This is a genomic window from Photobacterium proteolyticum (assembly GCF_001939735.1).
In the GTDB taxonomy this organism is placed as follows: domain Bacteria; phylum Pseudomonadota; class Gammaproteobacteria; order Enterobacterales; family Vibrionaceae; genus Photobacterium; species Photobacterium proteolyticum.
This window is the reverse complement of the sequence record NZ_MJIL01000079.1, coordinates 126,286-150,412: the sequence shown is the minus strand read 5'-3', so window position 1 is coordinate 150,412 and position 24,127 is coordinate 126,286. Positions and strand designations below refer to the sequence as shown.

Genomic DNA, 24,127 nt, shown 5'->3' with positions numbered 1-24,127 from the left:
TGTTATGACTCAAGAATTATCCAGTGCAATCGAATTGCGGTTAAGCGGTACAGAGCAGCAGCAGGCTGCTGATCTGGCCGAGCAGCTCAATCCGTTTGATACAGTCTCTACCTTGGTGTTCGGGAAAGAGGCGTTGCAAAGTATCACTGCATTTTCTGATCGGGTATTGGCAGATATCAGGGCAAAGGATACCGGTGATGCCGGAGATATCCTTCATGCCATGGTTACCAACATGAGCAGCTCCCAGTTTGATGATTTGGGCAAAGAGAGCTTCTTGTCTCGTCTGCCACTAATCGGAGAACTGTTCCAGTCGTTCGGTAAGTTTGTCAAAGGCTTCGATACCGTTAAAGACCAGCTTGAAGAGCTGGCAAAGCGGCTTGAAGCACAGGAAACCAAGCTGGCGCAGGATATCCAGCAGCTAGATGGCCTGTATGACGAAAACCTGGGCTTGTTGCAGCAGCTTGATATCTATATCTATGCTGGCAACTTGCGTCTCGATAAGCTGAAAAACCAGGAGCTGGTTGCACTGAAAGAAAAAGCCGATGCCAGTAATGACGCGCTTGATGGTCAGGCCTATCGTGATGCCCTGCAGGCAATGACACGGCTTGAAAAGCGGGTTCACAACCTTAGCCTGGTTAGAATGGCCGCGATTCAGACCGCGCCGCAGATCCGCTTGTCGCAGGAAGGCAACAAGATGTTGATGGAAGATATCCAGGATATCATTCACAACACCTTGCCGCTGTGGAAGCGCCAGTTCCTGATTGCGATCTCCAACTTCGAGAAAGAGAAAGCACTGAAAGTTACTCGCACTGTGAAGGACTACACCAACAAGCAGTATGTCCGCAATGCCGAGAAGCTAAAGGCACTGGAAGAGCAGATCTCCGAAAACTACCAGCGTGGTATCTTGGATATCGAATCGCTTCAAACCGTTAATCAGCTCACCATCGATACCCTGAAAAATACCTTGGGCCATGTTAAAGAAGGCCGAATTAAACGTCAGCAGGCAAGCGAAGCTCTGGTCCAAGCCGAGCAGGATCTGAAGTTTGCTCTGCAAGATACGTTTGAGGAAATGCCGGGGTAGGGTGGAGCCTTATAACAAAGCCGCGAAGTGTCGCGGCTTTGTTTTGATTAGATGGCAATGAGCGGCTTATTTACAGGCTTGGTGTTCACAGCTTGGTCGTTTGGTGTCTAACAAATAAGAATAGCTGTCGCGTAGCCGACAGCTTTATTCAGAGTTGAACAAGCCCGAGCCCCTTCTTTATTTGTAAATTGTGTCTGATGGGTTTAGCCCTACATGTACTAATGCTCATGTTATAACAAAAGGCATGACTGACCCCATATTTATTAATAGAGCACTCAACATGATAAACAACCAGTTTTTCAAGTACGTCCAGCTTCTACATGAAAAGTACACCAGAAAGCCAGAATACAACTTATTCTGTGTACTGCGATCTGAATCAGATGAAGTGAGGCTACATTCAAGGTTCCTAAGTGATCTTCTTAATCCAAAGGGTAGCCACAACCACCACAACGCTTTCCTAAAACTATTCCTAAAACACTTCAAAGAAAACTTTCAACTCGACCTCACACAAGAAGTTACGGTAGACAATGAATACAAGAATATCGACATCCTCATTCGCAACGGTAAAACAGCAATCGTAATTGAAAACAAGATCTACGCTTCAGACCAAGAAAAACAACTCTCGAACTACTACAGAAAAATGAAAGATGAGGGGTATGAAAATATCAAACTCATCTACTTAACTCGAACAGGCTATGAACCTAGTGACCAAAGCACAGATGAACTACCTGACAAAGTAAAAGAGAAAGCTTTAACTCTTGCTAGCTATGAACATGATATCTACGAATGGATCTCTAAATGTACAGAGGTCGCAGCCAGAGATGCTCCTTTACGCGAAGCTTGTATTCAGTACCTAGATATCATCAGCAAGATCACCAACAAAATTGAGAACCAAGATCATATGGAAGAACTTAAAACGTTACTACTTGCAGACAGCAACTTGGCGAGATTCCCTGATCTTTTCAGTGCATATAACGAAGTACTGGTAGATCTACAGTTCGACATATGGAACAAGATTGCAGAAGGCATAAGACAAGAATTTGGTGAACTACACCACGACTCCATTACAGAACAGGAATCACCAAAAGAATTAGTCAGAAATTATGTAGAAAACAGGCGCAACTCAAAATACTACAATGTTAATGTAAAACTGAATGGCTATGAAAATACATATATTCTAGTAGAGCAAGATCACCACATTTACTTTGGTATCTACTGTGAAAATGGCTCTAACTCCCCTGAATATAAAGAAATCGCAAAAAAAACAGAAAACTTCGTAAACTCATATCGCTGGAATTCGATGCCAATCGGTATATATGTCGACCCCCAAATAAACTTTAAGAACCTAACGCCAGAAAACCTTAACTACCTAAAGATAGAAGCAAACAGACAAAGATATGCAGACTTTATAGTTAATATGCTTAAAGAGATTACGACTGCTTTAGAATAGAAGTGGAATAGTGAATATAGCCACCTGATTATAGGTGAGAACATCACCTATAATCAGGTGATACAATGACAATGTATGGTAATTGATATGGATAGTGTATTAAAGGAAAAGTACAAGCGTATTCTTTCAACGATCAACTCAGATGAATTTAGCTTCGAGAATGATAAATACTCAGGTGTTTTCTTAACTTATCCGTTTGAGGCTTACCGAACTTCAAAAATAAAAGTGATGATAGTTGGTAGGGAAACAGCGGGTTGGAATACAAACAATGGTAAGAACACCATAAAAAGGATCGTTGATAAAAACAAATTAAATCAGTTGGATGATGTGGTTAATGAGTCATTGTCTAGGTATTCATGGCATTTGAAGGACAGAAAGGATGGTAGGGTAAGAACCAAACATAGGAGCCATTTCAAAAGGTTTTTCTTAACTGTAGCGAAAGAGTTAAAAGTTGAACCTGAAGGTATAGTGTACGCAAACTTGTTTGCATGGGATTTCAATAAGAGGTCTCCTTTAAGACGACCGAAACAAGAGCTTGAGAAAATCACCAATTTGTCTATTGAGCTTCTGGCAGAGCAAATACGACTGTACGAACCTGAGCATATCATCTTTGCTACTGGTGTTCTAAAGGTTGATCCAATAATCAAAAAATTATTTGTAGAACAATTTCAGGGGTACAAAACAAATCATGTCGAGCCAAAAAAGTTGTGGCAATTTGAAGCTGCTGGTGCAAGGTGTTACAGAATTGCACACCCAAGAGCAATGGGTAATGAACATCCAAAGTTCAGGCAAAAAGTTATAGGATTAATAAAAAAGGCAGATTGAGCACGGTGTCGATTTATTGCGTCTTTGAAACAGCCCGCCTAGAGTAGTCTTAGCTCTAGTCTTAATCGTGTGCATTACTACAAGTTATCCAAATGCAAGAAATAAAGCTGATACTCTAACGTGTTTATGTCCAATTCCACGTTAGCCATATACTAAAAAGGTCTCGATAGTCGCATTCTATAGTCGCACACCAAAAGCCACGATAACTGTTTTTAGTAGTTATCGTGGCTTTTGTTTATTCAAATTTTCAATTAACTTTCAAATGAAAGCTTATCTCCAAACGCACCTTTCCAGTCTTGATCAAACTGATCAACCGCTGGTTGTACTGCCGGGTGGCCGAACATCTGAGCGGCAACATCGACAGGCAGTGTGATGGCCTCGATACCTAGCTTCATCACTTCCATTGCTTGCTGGGTATTCTTAAAGCTTGCCGCCAGGATCTTGGTCGGCAACTGGTTCTGATCAAGCAGTAACTGAAGATCGGCAACCACTTCCACACCATTGCCATTCATGGCATCGATGCGGTTTACGTACGGTGCCAGGTAGTCAGCACCGCAAAGTGCCGCCAGAAAACCTTGCTGCGCGGAATAAATTGCGGTGGCTAGTACCTGAATACCTTCTTTTTTCATCAGCTTAATAGCGGCAAGGCCGACTTCTGTTGCCGGTACTTTTACCACCATATCATAAGGCATTTCATTGAGTTGGCGTGCTTCTTCAACCATTCCCTCTACATCGGTACTGACTACCTGGGCGTGAAACCTTGGTGTTGTACTTAATGCTTCACTCATTCCTTTTAGGGTTTCGTTAAGCCCTTGCTTCGACTTGGCCAGAATGCTCGGGTTGGTTGTTACCCCTTTCAGTGGCAGGCAGCTATCAAAACGCTTTACTTCTTCAATGTCGGCAGTGTCTAGGTAGAGTTCGATCATGGGTATAGGTCTCGTTTCAGTTGATAGACAAACTATAGATCCCGCTAGTTGTTTAGATCTTGATTAAGATCAATTGAGCTTTCATTTGAAAGTATAATAATTTCATTTAATGAAGGTGTCGCGGTTATCTATCAAACCGACAGCGAGGAATAGGATGTATTTTAATATTCAACGATTTTCGACTCATGACGGGGACGGCATTCGCTCTATCTTGTTTTTGAAGGGGTGCAGCCTGGCTTGTCCTTGGTGTCAAAATCCTGAAAGCCGCAGTGAAAAGCACTCTGTCTTGTTTGACGAGCGAAGCTGCATGGCTGATTGCAACCTATGCGTCGGTGCCAGCCAGGGCATTGAGCGTGATGGCGATACGCTTGTCATCAATCGCAAGCAGATCAGGGACGACGAGCTAATCGCGCTGAAAAGAGTTTGCCCGACTGAGGCGTTAACTGTGTGTGGGAAAGAGGCAGAAAGCGACTACCTATTCGATACCCTAATGAAAGATAAGCCCTTTTATGACCAAAGTGGTGGCGGGGTGACTTTCTCGGGCGGCGAGCCGCTTATGCAGCCAGACTTGGTGACCGATCTCGCAACACGGTTGCACGATGCTGATGTCCCTACGGCGATAGAATCATGCATGCATGTGCCTTGGAAGAATATCGAGAAAGCGGCGCCTCATATCGATTGCTGGCTGGCTGATCTCAAACATACCGATGAAGAGAAGTTTCTGAGCTGGGCGAAGGGCTCGCTCAAGCGCATCAAAGAAAACTTCCGCAAGCTGGCGCCTATTGCCAAACGTATTGTGATCCGTGTGCCTGTCGTACCGGGCTTTAACGATACAGACCAAGAGCTTCAACAAATTATTGATTTTGCAGCTTCACTTGAAAGCTGCAAAGAGCTTCATCTGCTGCCGTACCACACCCTCGGCATCAACAAATATCGCTTGCTCGATATGCCCTACGAATGTTCGGACCAACCGCTGAATAATCCGGAGCTGCTCCAGAGAGCACAGCAATACGCGAGCAACAATACCCAACTTAACGTGACCATCAGAGGTTAATCATGGACTTAAATTTTCTGCCTGAGCGCATCAAAGCACACAAAGCTGAGCTGGTTAATATTGTCACCCCGCCGATTTGTACCGAACGTGCAGAGGCATATACCAAGGCTTATCAAGCCAATGAAGACAAGCCTGTGATTGTCCAGCGTGCATTGGCGCTAGAGGAGCACCTGCGTACACGTACTATCTGGATCAAACACGATGAACTGGTGATCGGTAACCAGGCAAGTAAAGTGCGTGCTGCACCTATATTCCCTGAATACACGGTTCGCTGGATTGAGGCCGAGATTGATGAGCTGGCTGACCGCTCGGGAGCGGGGTTTGCGGTAACCGAACAAGACAAGCAGATTATTCACCGTCTGACACCTTACTGGCGTGGCAAGACAGTACAAGATCGCTGTTATGGCCTGTTTACCGACGAGCAGCAGGACATTCTGGCAACCACCATCATCAAGGCCGAAGGTAATATGACCTCAGGTGATGCTCACCTTGCGGTGGATAACGAGAAGATCCTTGAGCTGGGTATGAACGGCCTGATTGAGGAAGTTCGCCAGTACCGTGCAACCAATGATGTGTCTACGTTTGAGGGACTGAAGAAAGAGCAGTTCTATAAGGCGGTCGAGATTGTGTTGTTGGCGATCCAGGCGCACATGGTGCGCTATGCCGAGCTTGCTGAGTCAATGGCAAATGACGAAGCGCGTCCGGCACGTAAGGCAGAACTGGAAATGATTGCGGCGAACTGCCGTAATGTGTCTACTGATGCTCCAGAGACTTTCTGGCAGGCATTGCAACTGAGCTACTTTGTTCAGCTGATGCTGCAAATTGAATCAAATGGTCACTCGGTGTCGTTTGGCCGGATGGATCAGTTCCTGAATGATTACTACGTGCGCGATCTTGAGAACGGCGCTATTGAGAAGGGTTTTGCGCTCGAACTGCTGCAAAGCTGCTGGCTTAAGCTGCTGGAAGTTAACAAGATCCGCTCGGGGGCACACTCTAAAGCATCGGCAGGTTCACCGCTGTATCAAAACGTCTGTATTGGTGGTCAGAAGCTGAATAAAGACGGGACGCCGGAAGATGCGGTCAATCCTCTGTCATGGGCGATTTTGGAATCTTGCGGCCAGCTGCGTTCTACCCAGCCAAACCTGAGTGTTCGTTATCACGAAGGGTTAGACCAAGCGTTTTTAATGGACTGTATCGAGGTGATCAAATGCGGTTTTGGTATGCCGGCATTTAACAACGATGAAATCGTGATCCCTGAGTTCATCAAGCTGGGTGTGGAGAAAGAAGACGCCTATAACTATGCCTCGATCGGTTGTATCGAAACGGCGGTGCCGGGCAAGTGGGGTTACCGTTGTACGGGTATGAGCTTTATCAACTTTGCCCGTATCTTGCTGGCAGCACTCAATGAAGGTGTGGATGCCACATCGGGTAAGGCCTTCCTGCCGCATGACAAATCGCTGGTGAAAGGAAATTTTGCGAATTTCGCTGAAGTGATGCAATCCTGGCGCGATCAGGTACGTTACTACACGCGTAAGTCGATTGAGATTGATACTGTAGTCGATACGGTGCTGGAGCAGCAGGCGCAGGATATCTTCTGTTCGTCATTGGTCGATAATTGCCTGGAACGCGGTAAAACCGTCAAAGAGGGCGGGGCAAAATACGATTGGGTTTCTGGTCTGCAGGTCGGTATTGCCAACCTGGGCAACAGTCTGGCAGCGGTTAAGCACCTGGTGTTTGACGAGGCGCAAATCAGCCAGCCTGAACTGGCAAAAGCATTGGCAGAAGATTTTGCCGGCAGTGAGAACGAACAGCTTCGTCAGCGCCTGATAAACTTCGCACCGAAATACGGTAACGATGATGATGCCGTTGACAGCCTGCTGGCGGAAGCATATCAGGCCTATATCGACGAGCTTGCCCAGTTTGTGAATACTCGCTACGGCCGAGGCCCAATTGGTGGCGGTTACTACGCAGGTACCTCGAGCATTTCTGCCAATGTGCCATTCGGGGCATCCACCATGGCAACGCCAGATGGCCGCAAGGCAACCACACCACTGGCGGAAGGCGCAAGCCCGTCATCAGGTTCGGACCGTCTGGGACCGACGGCGGTTTATAACTCGGTCGGCAAAATTCAGGTTAACCAGATTTTGGGTGGGGTTCTGCTGAACCAGAAACTGTCACCGGCTGCGGTTGCCTCGGAAGGGGACAAACTGAAGCTGTCTATGTTGATCCGTACTTTCTTTAACCATCACAAGGGCTGGCACGTGCAGTACAACATTGTGTCGCGTGATACCTTGCTGGCGGCGAAGAAGAACCCTGAGCAATACCGTGATCTGGTGGTGCGGGTAGCCGGTTATTCGGCATTCTTTACTGCGCTGTCGCCAGATGCGCAGGACGATATCATTGCCCGTACTGAGCATGACTTGTAAGTAGACTTTCAACTACGCGCTTACAGTAGTTTCAAATGAAAGAAGGCTGAGTTACACTGACTCGGCCTTTTTTATGGAGAAACGCTGTGAATTCAAGACAAAACGAGATCTTACAAATCGTCAACGAACGCAAGCGGGTACAGGTTACCGACTTGTCTGATTTAGTGGGTGTCTCGGGGGTAACCATCCGTCAGGATCTTAATTTTCTTGAGCAGCAGGGTTATCTGAAACGTGTTCATGGCGCCGCGATGGCGCTTCAGAGTGATGATGTGAATGCGCGTCTTGAAGTCCGCTTCGATATCAAACAGCAGCTTGCCAATAAAGCGGCCGAGCTGGTGGCACCGAACGAAACGGTGTTGATTGAAGGAGGCAGTGCCAATGCACTGTTGGCCCGGACACTGGCTGAACGCGGCGATGTGACGATCATTACGCCTTCGGCCTATATTGCCCATCTTATTCGCAACTCTGCAGCCAATATTATCTTGCTTGGCGGCGTATACCAGCATCAGGGGGAGAGCCTGGTTGGCCCGTTAACCAAGCTGTGTATTCAGAATATTCATTTCAGCACCGCCTTTCTGGGCATTGACGGCTATCACCAGGATACCGGCTTTACCAGTCGGGATATGATGCGGGCAGAAATTGCCGAAACGATTATCGGCAAGAACCGCCGCAATATTGTGTTGACCGACTCCAGCAAGTTTGGTCAGATTTATCCGTCTTCAATCGGCAAAACCAGTGAAATATCAATTTTGCTGACCGATGATGCTGCACCTAAAGATGATATCAACGCTCTGAAAAGCCAGGGTGTAGACGTGTTGTGTGGTTAACACAAGCTGGCAACTAACCGCTTTATTGGAAGAATTATATGGCAAGCTTTTTCAGACTTCTTACCTTAGCTGCAATCTGGGGTGGGTCATTCCTTTTTATGCGCATTGCCGCAACCCCGCTCGGGCCCGCTGTTCTGATTGAAGCCAGGGTAGCATTTGCGGCGATTACCTTGCTGGCGGTTTCTTTTTACCTAAAGAAGAACCTCCAGTTTGTTGCCAATGCCAGGCACTATTTTATCCTGGGGCTGTTCAATACAGCTTTGCCATTTTTGCTGTTCGCCTATTCTGCGCAGACGCTGAACGCTTCTTCTCTCTCGATTCTGAACTCTACCGCGCCTATCTGGGGGGCGATAATTGGTGCGATTTGGACTAAGACGGCCCTGTCTAAACGCGTCTTACTCGGGTTATGCATGGGTATTGTCGGGGTAAGTGTGTTGGTTGGCTGGGAAGCTGCCAATATCGGTGAGAATGCCATTTTGCCTATAACGGCCGCGATAATGGCGGCGTTTTGTTATGGTATTGCCTCTAACTACGCCAAAAATGCACCGAAAATTGAGTCGTTCAACAATGCCCATGGCAGCATGTGGGCTGCGGTCCTTATCGTTGTGCCTTTCCTGCCGTTTGTACCAATTCGGGAAAACCCTAATCTTAATATTGCTCTGGCGGTCTTCTTGCTCGGCGTGGTGTGTACAGGTATCGCGTATTTAATCTATTTCCGATTGATTGTTGATCTAGGGGCGTCTTCCGCGCTCTCGGTAACCTTCCTGATACCTGTGTTCGGTATTTTTTGGGGACACCTTTTCCTCGGTGAAGAAATCGGCATGAACACTTTGGTCGGTTCGGTGCTCGTCGTAGTGGGAACCATGTTTGTAACAGGCTTTTCTCCCAAGCAGCTCCTTAGGCAGAAGGCAATTGCGAATAGCTGACAATAGTAGTGCGCCGATTGTGGTGCGAGAAAAGAATAACCTCCGGTAAAACCGGAGGTTATTGGTGTAGCGGATGTTAGGCGATATCAGCAGGCAGTGACATTAATCGCCAGTCCGCCGAGAGAGGTTTCCTTGTAATGATTCATCATATCCAGCCCGGTTTGGTGCATGGTTTTGACGACATCGTCCAATGAGACATGATGGGAGCCGTCACCGCTCAGGGCCAATCGGCAGGCATTAATGGCCTTTACTGCTCCCATGGTATTACGCTCGATGCATGGCACCTGAACCAGGCCGTCGATAGGATCGCACGTCAGTCCGAGGTTATGCTCCATGGCAATTTCTGCCGCATTTTCTACCTGCTCCGGGGTGCCACCCATCACTTCTGTCAGGCCAGCGGCGGCCATAGAGCAGGCAACTCCGATCTCTCCCTGACAGCCGACTTCGGCAGCTGAAATCGAAGCATTGGTTTTGTACAGTGAGCCGATGGCTGCTGATGTTGCCAGGAAATCATGGATGCCTTTTTGTACGTTGTCCTGATTTTGGGGGGCGACAAACTGGATGTAGTAGGCCAGAACAGCAGGGATCACGCCAGCCGCACCGTTGGTCGGGGCCGTTACGACTTTGCCTCCGGCCGCATTTTCCTCGTTGACGGCCATGGCATACAAGTTGACCCATTCCTGAGAGTCTACCTGCTCGCCACGTTCTTCTCTTGCCGTCAGATCCTGGTGGATTTTGTTAGCACGACGCTTGAGCTTGAGGCTGCCGGGCAGTACCCCTGTTTGTGCTACTCCGCGCTTAATACATTGATCCATTACTGACCAGACATGATCAAGTCGAGCGGTTGGATCCTCGTTATTACGCGCCTGTTCGTTGGCGAGCATAATTTCGGCAATGGTTAGCTGGTGCTCATTGCACAGTGCCAATAGCTTGTTTCCGGAGCTGAACGGGTAAGGAAGAGGCGATGTTGAAGCCGCTTCTTGTTCAGCGTCACCTTTGGCGACAATGGCTCCGCCACCGATAGAAAAGTAGGTTTTTTCGGCTACGATCTTGCCTTCTTGATCGTATGCCGTACAAGTCATGCCGTTAGGGTGCTCCGGAAGGAAAGTATCGTTGTGGAACACGATATCTTTTGACCAGTCGAAAGGAACAAAACGCTTGCCGGCCAATGGGAGATCGCGGGAGCCTTTAACCATACTGACCATGGTAGGGATGTCATCGGCTTCTATCGTTTCAGGGAGTTCTCCCATCAGCCCCATGACACAGGCAATGTCGGTGGCATGCCCAAGGCCGGTTAAGGCGAGCGAGCCATAAAGGTCAACCTTCACCGAAAATGTTTGGTCAAGCAGCTCTTGCTCAACTAAGAAAGTGGCAAAGCCTGCAGCCGCTGCCATCGGTCCTACAGTATGGGAGCTGGAAGGGCCGACTCCAACCTTGAATAGCTCAAAAATACTATGTGGCATTTACCTGTCTCCATGCTTTTCTAACGGGCGAGGACTGCTGCGTTCGCCATGTTTCTTAACAATTGCGAAACATATTAGACAAATTCCACTGTGATGAACAAAGGTTTCTTTTAGGAAACTTAATCTACATCACACCTCTGAGAAAAATAGCTATAAGGAATAGATGATAAGAAATGGCAGATCTGATCCTTAGAATTAACAATAAAATTGACAGCGCGCTGTCAAAGTGTAAGCATGCTGTCAATTTTATAAGGGAGGGGTTACATATGAATAAGGCAACAATTCATCTGGCAGTGTATGACACGATGGCCGACTGGGAGTATGGCTATGTCGTTGCTCATATCAACTCAGCAGAATTTCAGAAATCACCGGGACATTTTGAGATCAGGACTGTCGGTGAGACGCTTGAGCCGATCACGACCAAGGGGGGGATCCGCATTCTTCCTGATATGTGCCTCGATAACCTGTCACCCACAGACAGCCAACTATTGATTTTGCCGGGTGCGGATACTGCAGCAGAGGGTGGGATCGAACTTTTCGTTGATATGGCTGCGCGTTATTTGAGTGCTGATGTTCCTGTTGCCGCAATATGTGGTGCGACCGCTGCGTTGGCAAAACGTGGGTTACTTGATGAGCTGCCACATACCAGCAATGCCAAAGAATTTCTGCAAATGACAGGCTACAAGGGGAGCGACTGTTATATCGATAAACCTGCTGTAACGGGTGGGAACCTGATTACGGCAAGCGGGGTCGCGCCGGTAGCCTTTGCGGCAGAGATTTTTCGTATGCTTGGCCTATTTGCAGACAATACGCTGGAAGCCTGGTGGCAGTTATTTGAACATAAGGATCCGGCAGGTTTTTATCAATTGATGGAGGAACCTTCAAAGTGAGTGATCGCCAAGACAGGTTGAGTTCAATGGCACTGACAGTGTTTGCGCTTAATGGTCGTTTTTTGAAAATTGCTGATCAGCTTGCTGAGCCAGCAGGGCTGACGGCAACACGTTGGCAGGTGCTGGGGGCGGTGCTCAACGAACCGCTAACGCAGGCGGAAATAGCTCGTCGCATGGGCATAACACGACAGAGTGTCCAGAGAACCAGCACCCAGCTGATAGAAGATGGAATGATTCAGTTCATGCCGAACCCATCTCACCGCAAAGCCATGCTGCTAACACCGACAGAAAAAGGGTTGGAGGCCATCGGGAAAATCGGCCCGCAACATGCTAATTTTGCAAATCGGCTTGAAATCAAACTTGGCAAAGAGCGAATGGCCGAGTTGTCAGAAGCGCTTACTGAACTGCAATATGCACTTGAGGTTGTTGACTTGCAGGAAAATGAGGACCCTGCCAGTTAACAAATGAAAATAACTAGGAAAACACAATGATTAGAAAAGCAAAGCCTGAAGATTACAAGCCGCTGGTAGAGCTGTTCATGATTGAAAATGAGCACAACGCAGCGCTTGCTCCGGATGTTGTTAATCGGACGAAAGATGTCCTGACTGAGTCTGAACTAACAGAAATTCTGTCTGATGATAATCAATACCTATATGTTGTAGAGCAAAATGGTGTTGCTGGGGTATTACTGGGAAATGTCGTTAAAGTAGAGGGAAAGCGCTGGAATCGACCACGAAGCTACGGGTATGTTGAAGAGCTGGTCGTTGCCGAAACTGCCCGCGGTCAGGGGTATGCGAAAAGCTTGATTTGTCACTTTGAAGCTTGGGCCAAAGAACATGGCGCAGAGAGTGTCGAGCTCCATGTTTGGGCGAACAACAGTGTTGCCAATCAATGCTACGCAAAGGCTGGTTTCAAGTCGAAACAATATCTTCTCTCTAAGCCATTGTAACGATTGAGCTAAAGTTACAGCATCCAGCTCTATGCCCTTAGCTTTCATAACTGTGCTCAATAATACTGCAAAATATAATTGAACAGCGTTCGATTGTGGTGTAGATTAGCATCATCAAGGGAAATCAAAGATCGAATACAGCAAGGGGCAGGACATGAATCAGTTTACATTGTTGGGGAAGAGACGTTTTCTTCCTTTCTTTGGTACACAGGCGTTAGGGGCGTTTAACGACAACCTATTTAAGAATGTGTTGCTACTGTTTATTGCGTTCTCCGGGATTTACAGTCAGGCGGAAAGTACTTCTTTAATCAACCTGGCTGCCGGATTGTTTATCCTGCCATTCTTCCTGCTCTCACCAATTGGTGGACAACTGGCAGACAAGTACGAGAAGTCTGCGCTGATCCGGAAAATAAAATTGGCTGAAATTGCCATTATGTCCGGAGGTGCAATCGTCCTGTGGTTTAACTATGTGCCGGCACTGCTGGTGATCCTGTTCCTGATGGGAGCCCAGTCTGCGTTGTTCGGACCGGTAAAGTTTGCCCTGATGCCACAGCATCTGACCGACCGTGAGCTGGTGGGGGGCAATGCGGTTGTTGAAATGGGGACATTTGTGGCGATTCTCGGGGGTACGGTCGCTGCCGGTTTGCTATTTACCACCGAGGATTCAACGCTATTGGTGACGGGAGCTGTGCTCTCGCTTGCTGTGTTAGGGTACCTGAGCAGCCGTTTGATACCACACGCCAAGGCGAATGATCCATCACTGGTGGTGAACTGGAATCCCTTCACCCAGTTGGTCAGAACAGTTAATCATGCTCGTAAAGATCGCACGATCTTCCTGTCAATACTGGCTATTAGTTGGTTCTGGTTTATTGGCGCGACATATTTAACTCAACTGCCGAACTTTGCCCGTGATTATCTGGGGGGCAATCCTCAGTTGGTGACTGTATTGCTGACCATCTTCTCTGTTGGCATTGCTGTCGGATCGCTGCTTTGCGAAAAGTTATCCGGCGGTCAGGTTGAGTTGGGCATTATTCCTGTTGGTGCCATTGGTATAAGTGTATTCGGTTTTGATTTGTACTTTGCCAGCCAGCAGGTTGTTGTCGAGTCGGGTATTACAGCTAGTGAATTCGTTACTTATGGCGAAAATCTTCGGATGCTATTTGATTTGGCCATGGTAAGTGCCTTCGGCGGTATCTTTGTCGTGCCGCTTAATGCTCTGATCCAACAACGCAGTGAAGAAAAAAGTCGTGCCCAGATTATTGCTGCCAATAATGTTATGAACGCTTTGTTTATGGTGTTGAGTGCGGCTGTTGCAGTCTTTCTGCTGAATGTGTTTGAGCTCTCTATCCTTGAATTGTTCCTTGTGCTGTCGGTTGGCAATGCGCTGGTAGCCATCTACGTATTTTCACAGGTCCATGAGTTTATGCTGCGTTTTGTAGTCTGGTTGCTGACGCGCACTGTATACCGCCTTAACTACAAAGGTTTGGATAATATTCCCGAAAGTGGGGCTGCGGTATTGGTCTGTAACCATGTTAGCTACGTTGATGCGTTGTTGATAGCAGGCGCATGCCGTCGTCCGGTGAGGTTTGTAATGGACAGAGGCATCGCCAATATGCCGGTAGCAAAGTATTTCTTTAAGTGGGTTAAAGCCATTCCCATTTGCGCGCAGGGAAGGTCACCGACAGTCTATAAGCAGGCCTTTGACAGGATTAGCGAGGAGTTAGCTGCTGGTGAGATTGTCTGCATCTTTCCCGAAGGCAAGTTGACTAAAACTGGTGAGATGAACGAGTTTAAAAAAGGAATAGAGAAGATCATCAGTCGTAACCCAGTACCGGTTGTTCCTTTAGGTTTGATTGGCGTTTGGGGCTCGTTCTTTAGTCATGAAAGAGGACGTGCGTTTACGACTTTGCCATCTCGTTTCTGGTCAAAAGTAGAGATTGTTGCCGGCAAGGCAGTCGAACCGGAACAGGTGTCGGCGAAAGATTTGCAGGCGAAAGTACAGCAGTTGATAGCCAGCTAAGAGCTCGAATCACATAGTCACTACTCGCTCAACCTGCTTTTCATAGGCAGGTTGAGCTTTATTGCAAGCAAAAAAGTATCACTATATGAGACTTCCGGTTCCGTTTTATAGTTCAAAAAATAACTTTGTTACAACTGTTGCATAATATATTGGACTTGATTAGATTTTTTACTCTAGATGGATTTTTACACAGCTCTTGAAGCACGGATAATAAATGGATTTTAAAATGGACTTTATAACTCACATAGCCCCTCCGGATACCTACTCCACTGCATTGATTGGACTCAAATCATAAAAGCTATTCAGACTTGGTTTATTGAACCGGGTTTGTTGAGTAAACAGCTGATCCGTACCGATATTAAATTGTGGCAAATAAGTAGTTAGCTTTCATGATTAGTTGTGATTTCAATAATGATTGATAATCATTAATCACTTCAATGAGTGGTTTAACGTGTCACCTTGAGCCTGATTCAATATTTTTGTTATAGCAGTTTGCAATATATCAGCTTTTAATAAGCAGCCTATCAACTAGCTTGGTGGGTAGGGAGTGTTATTGTTTTTATATTAACTCATTAATTTAGAATGGAAATGTTGAGGAGGATAATAAACAGCGAGATTATTAGGTCGCCAAGGTATTGTAATTAGATTAGTTCATGCTCGGAATTTTATGCTGAGTTAATAAATAATAACGACAATCAACAATATCTTGAGTTGTATTTTCACAGGATAATAGTATGCAGAACACACACTCTTATTGTGTTCGGATAGCTGCGCTGGCTATTTCTTCACTGTTTTCTTTGTCATCAGTGGCAGCAGTAAACTCTGAGCAGACGACTGAAGAAACGAGTCAAAATAACACAGAAGTAGTTGGATACAAGTTAGGTGGTAGCTTAACCTTTGGCTATGAGTCAAATATCTATGATAAAGACGATCACCGTTCGGTGCGTAATTTATCTTGGGATTTGTCACTAAACTCACCAATTAACAAACAGTATAAAGTGTATTTTGTAACTGGCGCATACCGAGCACTCGAAGATGAAACAGGAGACTTTTGGAATGATTCTTTAATCAAATTAAAGCGTTATTCTATATATAACTTTGGAGAAAGCGGAACGATTGACTTATCAGGTCAACTGACTATCCCTACTTCAGAAGCGTCCCGGGATGATGATCTACAAACCGCTTTGCGTATTGATCTTCCGGTCGGTTTTAAAGTATGGGAAGCGGATATATCCGTTTCACCCAGAATAAGGAAAAACTTTCACCAATATAAAACTGCCGGAGGGCGTTCGCTAACAGAATGGATATATAGCTTATCCATGGCTGCTGATTATTCACGGAACAAGTTTTCGACAGGAGTTTCGGCTTTGGTCGGAAATACCGTTAGTTATCAGGGGACCCGCCGTGACACTTTTGATTACGGAGCATCTGCTTATGTGGAATACCAGTTTACAGATGTTTTGTCCGGCTCGCTTAGCGCATCAACATCAGGATTTTATACCGATGCCGAGCGAGGAAATCTGGGTGATCTCGAGTTATTTGATAGCGACAAGGCAATATTTGGCGCAAATATAAGTCTCTCGTTTTAAGGAAGAAAAATGAGAAAGGAAAAACAAATTTTATTTAGGAAGCTGGCGTTGGTGTCAGCTATAGCAACAGCATTGGCTGGTTGTGGTGCCGATGATCAGGCATACGATACTTTGCCTAAACCTCAGGAGCAGATCGAAAAGTCACAGATAAAAACCGATCAGGTTTATCTGTATATGCCGTCGATGGGGCGTGCACCAAAATATGCAGTGTCGATGTCTCCTTTTACTCAGGGTCAGGAAAAGCTGGTTACCCTTAGCTATGATGCAAACTCGGACTATGCTTCATCCGGTCGACTTGAGGTTCGCGAACTAAGTCCTGATGTAATTAATCAGGAACAACTGGACAGTGGTGATCTGGGGCGTTGGGTCAGAGATACCGACGCCAATGCGCCAATTATCTCTCTACCGGGAGATTTTGTTGATTACCAGTGTGCTGAAGATAGCTATGGCGACTGTATTAATGAAGAAGAACAAGTTGATACAGACGAGGTGGCTTGGCAGGAGCGTAAATACTTCCGCCCAGAATTTCAGGACGTAACTATCGAAGAGCGTACCTGGGATGACTTATTCACCTTTGCTGATGGTTGTATCACGCCGGTAGGTTCAGCAAGACTGGCTGTTAATTCTGATACCGGCTGGAAGGGGTATGAGATAGCAGCAGACGGCTCAATTAATTTTGAGTTGGAGCAGGACTACACTGTTGCCAATAACTGGAGCTGTATGATCAATGCTCTAAGCCAGACTGACTGGAATATGGGTGAGATGAGCTTTACGGCTTCTCAGTTCTATTCACTGGTTCCATTGGATCTTGTTCGTTCAAAAGATTATGAGCCTATTATCTACCGTAATGGTGATGATAACGCCTATGGTTTCTTTGCGAATAGTCATACAACAACGGATGTCTCTTATATTTCAGGGGGCTTCGAGCAAAAGTTTGAATATCTGCATCGCTTTAATCCGAAATCCGAAGCGCTGGTATACCACCTATCTGACAGCTTTGATGAGAACGAAGATACCAAATTCTTTAAGCAAATCACTATCGATGCTATTGCTAAGATAAACAAGCAACTGGTGAAAGTTGGTGTGCCTCCAATCCGACTGGTAGAGCCATCAGGTAAACAGCCGGGAGACCTGCGGTATAATGTGATTAACCTGATTGATGAGCCATTGTCCAATGGTCTGGCGGGTTACGGCCCTTCAGCGGCTAACCCGTTAACCGGTGAAATTGTTCACGCTCATGTAAACCAGTACTCTGGCGTGCTTCGCTCTATCTCTGACTGGTTGTGGGATAATATCGTTACTGACTATAACAACGACCGGATTGTGCATGTATTAAATTCGCATGCAGAGGATGATACCCCCGATGAAGGCTCTGCTGCTGATAGCAGCGGTACGGAGACAGAGGTAGTTTCGGCAGTCACCGAAGCAATGGATCTGGGCAGTGCCCAGCAGGATGTTAATCTTGATAAAGTTCAAGAACCGGAGGCTGAAGAGACGCTAGAGCAGGTGCTGCGAGCTTATCAGGAGGTAAGGAATAACGGTGATGAAAGTAATGCCGTGTATAAGATGGACCTGCTTAAGAAGCTTGAGCGCCGTTTGTGGTCTGAGAACAATATGTTCCCGGTTTCAGAGATGCGCCTGGGTGCAACGATCAAAACCATGCCTTCCGTAATTGGTGGTCGCTCATTTGACTTCCAGGCTCCTACGCTTTGGAAAGAAGGCGCTGTTGGCGAAGTCGGCAAGCTGAAAAAATGGGATGAACTGGATGAGACGGTAAAGGCTAAACTGGGTATCTACCTTGCTGGTGTCTACTACGGCAAGACTATCGTTCACGAACTTGGTCATAACTTGGGTTTGCGCCATAACTTTAAGGGCAGTAATGATGCGAATAACTACTTCACTGAGGAAGAAGCGCATGAGCATGGTCTTAAAGCCGTACCAGGTTACACCTCAATCATGGATTACAACCCATCTATGCTGAATGCACTGCCTGTATATGGTCCTTATGATCTTGCAGCACTGCGTTTTGGTTATAAGCGTGAGCTGGAAACACTTACAGGTGTAGAGGTTACCGCTGAAGACGGCACTAAATCCACGTCTACTCAGTCACAATTTGAAAATGTTGCTGAGCTGGATAAGTCCCTGTATAAGGCGCTGTTTGATAAAGAAAACCCGCTTGGAGCGGATCACGAAGCTTATGACGGTATTGTGGCTGCTATGGAAGCCAGGTTGAAGAGTGACTCGTCTAAATCACTGAAAGAATATAAATATTGTACAGACGGTAACGTATCACTAAACGTTGACTGCAACCGCCATGATGAAGGGCGCAACGTGGCTGAGATTATTGCCTATGAACAAGAGCGTTATGATGATTTGTACTACACCCGTACTATTCGTGGTAGTTCTGCGAACTTCGATGAAGATACGATCTCTGCTTATGCTCTCCGTCGTATCAGAGAGTTCCAAGATTGGCGGAATGTGATTCATAATTATGATCGATATACTGAGTTTCTTACCGAAGAGCACTCTTGGTTGAATAACTTAGGTGATCGCATGTATGTAGCAAAGGGAATGTCTATCTGTAATGGTGAAGATGTCGATCACACCTCTTTCTCATACGAGTATTTCTGTAGTAGTGCTATAGCAGTAAATGACGTTCGAAATAAACTTATCGATATTATCCTGGAACCGGATCATGTTTGTGAGCTAAAAACAACAAACAGTGAAGGTAATGACAATTATGAGTACCGTAAGCTGGCTGAAATCATTGGTGAATGGGGCAATCGAAATAACTTTGCGATTAACCAGGTTCCAGAGAGTTGTTTTGATGACAGCGTGAAAGATTCGGTAGCTCCGGCTGTTGTGACTGCTGAAGTGGGTAAATACCTTAATAGTGGTAAGGCGCCTCGTCCGGCTCCGGTTAATAACTACTCCAACTATATTGACTACCTCGGTCAATGGGGTGATAAGTTGGCGGCGGCAGCGACATTGGTTGACCGTGTCGGTACGAGATCTTCGACAGATCGTTCAGATATAGCACTAGCGGATCTAAATGGTGTTACAGATGACTTTTATTACACAGACCCGACGAAAGGCTTGTTCGATGCACTTATACTTGGTAAAAAGCTGAACTTTTCATTTCTAGATGATCAGGGCAATACTGTTGCGCCGAAGGGGGAGTTTAGCGGCATTACCTGGGATGATACTCTGGAGCAGATGCCTTACCAGGGTAGCTATTCAGTTCGTAACTACTTTGGCCTGCCCAAGTATAAAGAAGCTTCGTTGATTAAGGCTATCTTGACGGCTATGGTCAAACATTCGGCCGGAAATATGTCAGATCAACGTGATGAGGTATTCGCCCGATCAATTACCATGCGCGGCGAGCCAGGCTGGCAGGTTGATCCACTGACTTATGTCCGCAGTAACGGTAAAACGTATTATGCGGCGGCAGATAACACTTATGCTCAGGCTATGATCAAATTTGTTCGTGACTTTGATGCCTTGTCTGCAGCAGAGAAAAGTGGTGCTGATTTGACTGCTGTTCAGTTAAGCGTGATTGCACTTGCTGACTATCAGGATGAAACCAAGAAGGCCTTGTTAGCCAAGCAATATGCTTATCAGAAACAAAGCCTGGAAAATCTGCCTGTCTATAATTCGACTGCAAGCCTTGAGAGTGATTTACTAAGTCATTAATTGAGCGCTTTATCAAGCCTCGCAATATGAATGAAGGCCCCGGTTATATATGCCGGGGCTTTTTTATCGTGATATGTTAGCGCTTATCTTGGCTAGCATTTGCGCTGGATGAACCGGTGTGACTTTTACTGTTGAATATCTGGTATTTATTGGAACAAATATCCAATAATGAAAGTAAAATGTAGATTTATCTATGGTGAGTGATTCTTATCTCAAATTTTATATGCACTGGTGTTTATACTTTTCCTCGCAGTTGGTTCTAATTAATACAGAAAATTCAAAGGTAACTCATGTCCTTTTGCATGGGAGGTGTTGCCTTTGATTAATAATAACTAAGGAAAGGAAACATTATGGCTATCAGGAAAAGATGGTTATCACTACTTGTTACTTCATTATTAACTAGCTACTCAGTATTTGCAGAAGATAATAATACCAATGTTCAGTTTTCTCCGGATGGTGAAACAACACATGGTTATAATGAACCGCTAAGAAAATACAGTGAATCGGAGACTATTATTGCTCCTATCACTATTCCTGCGCCGACAGTATCAGAGCGTCGGCAACGGGATGTTGAACTATTCACTGACAGTGTGGGTTGCTCTGACTATCGTCAGTTTTCGGTGCTTACCGGCGATGATCTGTTCAGGTTTATAGCCGATACATCTTCGGAGTGTATTAGTGAATTGTATCGCCGCAATGACAGCGTTTCACTGGCTACATACCAAGCTGAAAATGTTATTGATATTGCCCGCCGAGCAGCCGTGATAGCAGCGGATTATAATTCATCCACTGGTGATGATCTTTATAATTTGTTTTATTACCTTCGGGGTGCATTTTATATAGAGTACAATAATGAGCAGCTGAAATATCAAGACCAGCGACCTCATAAAGCGTTGCTTTCCTTACTTGAAACCTACCGAAACAATCCCTTTATTTCTGAAGTAACTGATATTCAGGGTAATACAATGGCTGAGTATTTTACTGCATGGGATAGCAGTAAAAACTATATTCAGAGTGTTACATCCATTACCCGGTATTTGAATGAGTTTAGCCCGGCACACTTGGCACAATGGTCGCACCGTAGTGCGTTAACCAAGGCGCTAACGACGCTCTATCGCGGAAGTTGGGATGAAACCTATACGAAATCAGCCGAGCAACAAACAGCCTTGCGAGCAGCTTTACTTAAGGTTGCAACCTCAGAATATATTTACAATTCTGATTACAGCTATGAGTCGACTGATGCGCTAAATGAATATGCCCGTTTTCTTGAATATCAGAAATACTGGCGGCTCTCGGATAGCCTGAAACAGGAAGTCAATCAGGGCATCGTCAGCTTCATGTCCCACTTCGATCGCAATACCAAGGCGTGGGCAACTGCTGCCGGGGCATTAGAGCGCTATAATCCGGGAGAGTGTGAAAAGTTTGGTATTTGCGGCTGGAAGGAAGAGCTCAAAGATGCTGTGCTGAGTATCCATCATTCCTGTAGTGATACAATAAAGATTCGTGCCCAGAGCATGATGCAGTCCGAGCTTCAGCAATCTTGTGCGTTGCTGGCGGAGGAAGAAACGCTATTTCATCAGGTACTGAATACTAACAATCAGCCAGTGAATGATGATTATAACACCAACCTCGAAGTGAATATTTTTGATTCGACCGAGGATTATAAATCATTTGCCGGCACCATCTTTGGTATTAGTACCGATAACGGGGGCATGTACCTAGAAGGGGATCCTTCGGTTGAAGGAAATCAGGCTCGTTTTATTGCTCACGAGGCAACGTGGCGAGACGATATTCTGGTCTGGAACCTACGCCATGAGTATATTCATTACCTCGACGGCCGGTTCAACATGTATGGTCCGTTCAATTACTTCAGTATCGACAAGGATAAATCTGTCTGGTGGTCTGAAGGGTTAGCCGAGTATATTTCTCATCAAAATCGCTATGACGAGGCGGTAGAGATTGGCCGTGAGCAGCGATACCGCTTTAGTGAAATACTGAATAACACCTATAACAGCGGCGACGAACGTGTTTATCGTTGGGGCTATCTGGCAGTTCGTTTCCTGTTTGAAACGTCCCCAGAGCTCGTTGAGCAATTAATGCAATATGCCCGTGCCGGTGATGTGCAAGGGTGGGTTAATTTCCTCAATACCTCGATTGGCACTTCCCTAGACTATCAGTGGTATAACTGGCTGCAGGTGGTGCAAAGTGATGACTCTCCAATCGGTGGACAGGGGCCAGCTCTAATACCTGATAGCTGTAAAGTCCAGGGGCCCTACGGTTATGGCCAGATTTATGATGGCAATACCGTCTGTATCAGCAACGGTAAGGCATATTACTACTTTTATGTAGACGCTGATGTTAGCCGTATTGATATCAATAGCGGGCACGGCGAGGGCAATGTTGACTTGTTTTATAGCCCGTGGACCTGGGCTGAGAGCAACAACTATGTGTTGAGCTCAACCGAGCCGGGCAATGTGGAGTCAATTACTATCAATAATCCTGCAAGTGGCTGGCAATATGTGACAGCGCTAAGTAATCCGTCAAGCAATGGTGCCAGTCTAAAAATCGAGATGACAAAGTAAACGATGTGATCTTATGATTAAGGCCTTTCTCCATAACCTGGAGGAAGGCCTTTTTGTTGATTTACGTCAGAGAATACGTTTTTTACCGTACTCTTGCTGTTAAATGTGCAGGAGCTTTCCTATGATAGGGATAGCCTGTTGGCAATCATATGAATAATCATTTTGTTAATAGTGATTTGGTTAATCAGCTGGTTTCATTTGAAGTGAGAGTTCCTGCAATGAAACGTATATTGTTAATGACTGTCTTATTTTCTCTAACGGTATTGTTGATTATCTTAGATATTGATAGTTTACACTTTAAGTCTGAGGTTGAGTTTGTTTTTGAGTACCTTAGCTTAGTGGTAATTATCGCTATTGCTATATCAGGTTTTACTGCGTTTAAATATGAACCCTTGGCTATTGGCGGGATGACAATGTTCATCCTGCAGGCAACTTATCGTATGTTTGCTGAAATTGAATTTTTGGATAATCAATTTGATAGATTAGCCAGAGCTAATAGTTGTATTGCTTGATGACGGTATGCTGCTATTGGGGATTACGTTTATTGCGATTGGTATAAAGCGCGTGTTAGAACGCCATGAGCTAGCGGAATGCGTTGATGAATTAACATCAGCATTTAATCGGAAAGTGTTTAATCGTATTCGGTTGCGAAAGTTCGATCTAATATTTTTTGATTTAGATAACTTTAAATTATTGAATGATACTAAAGGTCATAAGTATGGTGATAGTGTACTAATTAATTTCTCCCATGTTTTAATGAAAAACACAAAGAAAAATGAAATGATTATTAGGTTTGGAGGTGATGAGTTTATTGCAATATTGCAATATTGCATTCTTCTAGAGCTAAAGATTTTTTGAGTAAAATAGAATTAGAACTTGAATCAAAGAGGATTCGTTATAGTTTTGGGGTCGAATATTCGGTTGACAGAAGAGAGTTAAGGACAAGTATTAACTTGGCGGACGAAACTCTTTATAAAATGAAAATGGCTAAGAAAACCCATTTTCAATGTGCACTGTAAGGTTATCTTTGTGTAACTATATCTAGGCATTTAACGAGTTATTATGCCTAGTTTTAATGGGTGTTTACACCCATTGAATCAAGGTTAACTGCTTATATTGTTGTTTATACATACCTGCAATATTTAGTTTATTTACTCTAATTTTGTGATCCATCATTAGCTTTTATATAAAATTAATTTTAATGCAATTTAATTTATATAGTATGTGCTCGAAAACGATGCTGTTCAGCTTCTGTACAGGCTTGGTCGGATTCGGTTGCAGGTGATAGCTGTGTAATGCATGGATCCTGTCAGTATCGTTTTTGACATGAATACAGGCAATGTCAGGCAAGGGAGAAGGAAATGTTCTTAACAAAAATAGAATCGACGCTTCTCTATAAAGGTAAGCGTTTAGTGAATGATTTCCC

Annotated in this window: 18 protein-coding genes; 16 read left to right on the top strand and 2 right to left on the bottom strand. The window is 45.3% G+C overall.

What is annotated here, in order from left to right:
- The first annotated feature begins 4 nt into the window (after window positions 1-4).
- The 3 genes from BIT28_RS15410 to BIT28_RS15400 all read left to right on the top strand — a co-directional run bounded on the left by BIT28_RS15410 (window position 5) and on the right by BIT28_RS15400 (window position 3,356).
- The gene (locus BIT28_RS15410; RefSeq protein WP_075765248.1) at window positions 5-1,081 is read left to right on the top strand and encodes a toxic anion resistance protein; all 1,077 of its coding nucleotides are present in this window, start codon (window positions 5-7) and stop codon (window positions 1,079-1,081) included.
- A 280-nt stretch (window positions 1,082-1,361) separates the two neighbouring features.
- A complete protein-coding gene (locus tag BIT28_RS15405) occupies window positions 1,362-2,531 on the top strand; it encodes a PDDEXK-like family protein (RefSeq protein WP_075765246.1) in 1,170 nt (389 codons plus the stop codon).
- Between the two features lie 87 nt (window positions 2,532-2,618).
- A complete protein-coding gene (locus BIT28_RS15400) occupies window positions 2,619-3,356 on the top strand; it encodes a hypothetical protein (RefSeq protein WP_075765244.1) in 738 nt (245 codons plus the stop codon).
- Between the two features lie 251 nt (window positions 3,357-3,607).
- Here BIT28_RS15400 and BIT28_RS15395 read toward each other — a convergent pair whose 3' ends face one another.
- Window positions 3,608-4,282, bottom strand: coding sequence for a fructose-6-phosphate aldolase (locus tag BIT28_RS15395; protein WP_075765242.1), 675 nt, complete (start codon window positions 4,280-4,282; stop codon window positions 3,608-3,610).
- 154 nt (window positions 4,283-4,436) lie between these two features.
- Here BIT28_RS15395 and BIT28_RS15390 point away from each other — a divergent pair, with 154 nt between their 5' ends.
- The 4 genes from BIT28_RS15390 (at window position 4,437) to BIT28_RS15375 (ending at window position 9,515) form a co-directional block, all read left to right on the top strand.
- Complete coding sequence (locus BIT28_RS15390) at window positions 4,437-5,336, top strand: glycyl-radical enzyme activating protein (protein WP_075765240.1); 900 nt, start codon at window positions 4,437-4,439, stop codon at window positions 5,334-5,336.
- 2 nt (window positions 5,337-5,338) lie between these two features.
- Window positions 5,339-7,762 (top strand): formate C-acetyltransferase/glycerol dehydratase family glycyl radical enzyme, encoded by a 2,424-nt coding sequence (locus tag BIT28_RS15385; RefSeq protein ID WP_075765238.1) that lies wholly within the window; start codon window positions 5,339-5,341, stop codon window positions 7,760-7,762.
- Window positions 7,763-7,848: 86 nt separating this feature from the next.
- On the top strand, window positions 7,849-8,589 hold the full coding sequence (locus BIT28_RS15380) for a DeoR/GlpR family DNA-binding transcription regulator (RefSeq protein ID WP_075765236.1): 741 nt from the start codon (window positions 7,849-7,851) through the stop codon (window positions 8,587-8,589).
- 38 nt (window positions 8,590-8,627) lie between these two features.
- Entirely contained in the window at window positions 8,628-9,515 is an 888-nt protein-coding gene (locus BIT28_RS15375; protein WP_075765233.1) for a DMT family transporter, read from the top strand.
- Window positions 9,516-9,601: 86 nt separating this feature from the next.
- Here the strand turns inward: BIT28_RS15375 and BIT28_RS15370 are convergent, their stop codons facing one another.
- On the bottom strand, window positions 9,602-10,978 hold the full coding sequence (locus BIT28_RS15370; protein WP_075765231.1) for an L-serine ammonia-lyase: 1,377 nt from the start codon (window positions 10,976-10,978) through the stop codon (window positions 9,602-9,604).
- Between the two features lie 266 nt (window positions 10,979-11,244).
- Between BIT28_RS15370 and BIT28_RS15365 the strand changes: the two genes are divergently transcribed.
- The 9 genes from BIT28_RS15365 (at window position 11,245) to BIT28_RS15325 (ending at window position 23,559) form a co-directional block, all read left to right on the top strand.
- Window positions 11,245-11,868, top strand: a complete 624-nt coding sequence (locus tag BIT28_RS15365; protein ID WP_075765406.1) for a DJ-1/PfpI family protein — start codon at window positions 11,245-11,247, stop codon at window positions 11,866-11,868.
- Entirely contained in the window at window positions 11,865-12,329 is a 465-nt protein-coding gene (locus tag BIT28_RS15360; RefSeq protein ID WP_075765229.1) for a MarR family winged helix-turn-helix transcriptional regulator, read from the top strand. The genes BIT28_RS15365 and BIT28_RS15360 overlap by 4 nt, the downstream gene beginning before the upstream one ends.
- 26 nt (window positions 12,330-12,355) lie before the next feature.
- Complete coding sequence (locus tag BIT28_RS15355) at window positions 12,356-12,817, top strand: GNAT family N-acetyltransferase (RefSeq protein ID WP_075765227.1); 462 nt, start codon at window positions 12,356-12,358, stop codon at window positions 12,815-12,817.
- Window positions 12,818-12,971: 154 nt separating this feature from the next.
- Window positions 12,972-14,837, top strand: a complete 1,866-nt coding sequence (locus BIT28_RS15350; protein ID WP_075765225.1) for an MFS transporter — start codon at window positions 12,972-12,974, stop codon at window positions 14,835-14,837.
- 734 nt (window positions 14,838-15,571) lie between these two features.
- Window positions 15,572-16,426, top strand: coding sequence for a hypothetical protein (locus BIT28_RS15345; protein WP_075765223.1), 855 nt, complete (start codon window positions 15,572-15,574; stop codon window positions 16,424-16,426).
- A 9-nt stretch (window positions 16,427-16,435) separates the two neighbouring features.
- Entirely contained in the window at window positions 16,436-20,119 is a 3,684-nt protein-coding gene (locus BIT28_RS15340) for a zinc-dependent metalloprotease (protein WP_245823705.1), read from the top strand.
- Window positions 20,120-20,469: 350 nt separating this feature from the next.
- Window positions 20,470-22,701 carry a M9 family metallopeptidase gene (locus tag BIT28_RS15335; protein ID WP_075765221.1) on the top strand — a complete coding sequence of 744 codons (2,232 nt, stop codon included), beginning with the start codon at window positions 20,470-20,472 and terminating at the stop codon, window positions 22,699-22,701.
- A 149-nt stretch (window positions 22,702-22,850) separates the two neighbouring features.
- A complete protein-coding gene (locus BIT28_RS15330; RefSeq protein WP_075765219.1) occupies window positions 22,851-23,213 on the top strand; it encodes a hypothetical protein in 363 nt (120 codons plus the stop codon).
- The gene (locus BIT28_RS15325; RefSeq protein ID WP_139310478.1) at window positions 23,206-23,559 is read left to right on the top strand and encodes a GGDEF domain-containing protein; all 354 of its coding nucleotides are present in this window, start codon (window positions 23,206-23,208) and stop codon (window positions 23,557-23,559) included. Before BIT28_RS15330 ends, BIT28_RS15325 begins: the two co-directional genes overlap by 8 nt.
- Window positions 23,560-24,127: the final 568 nt, after the last annotated feature.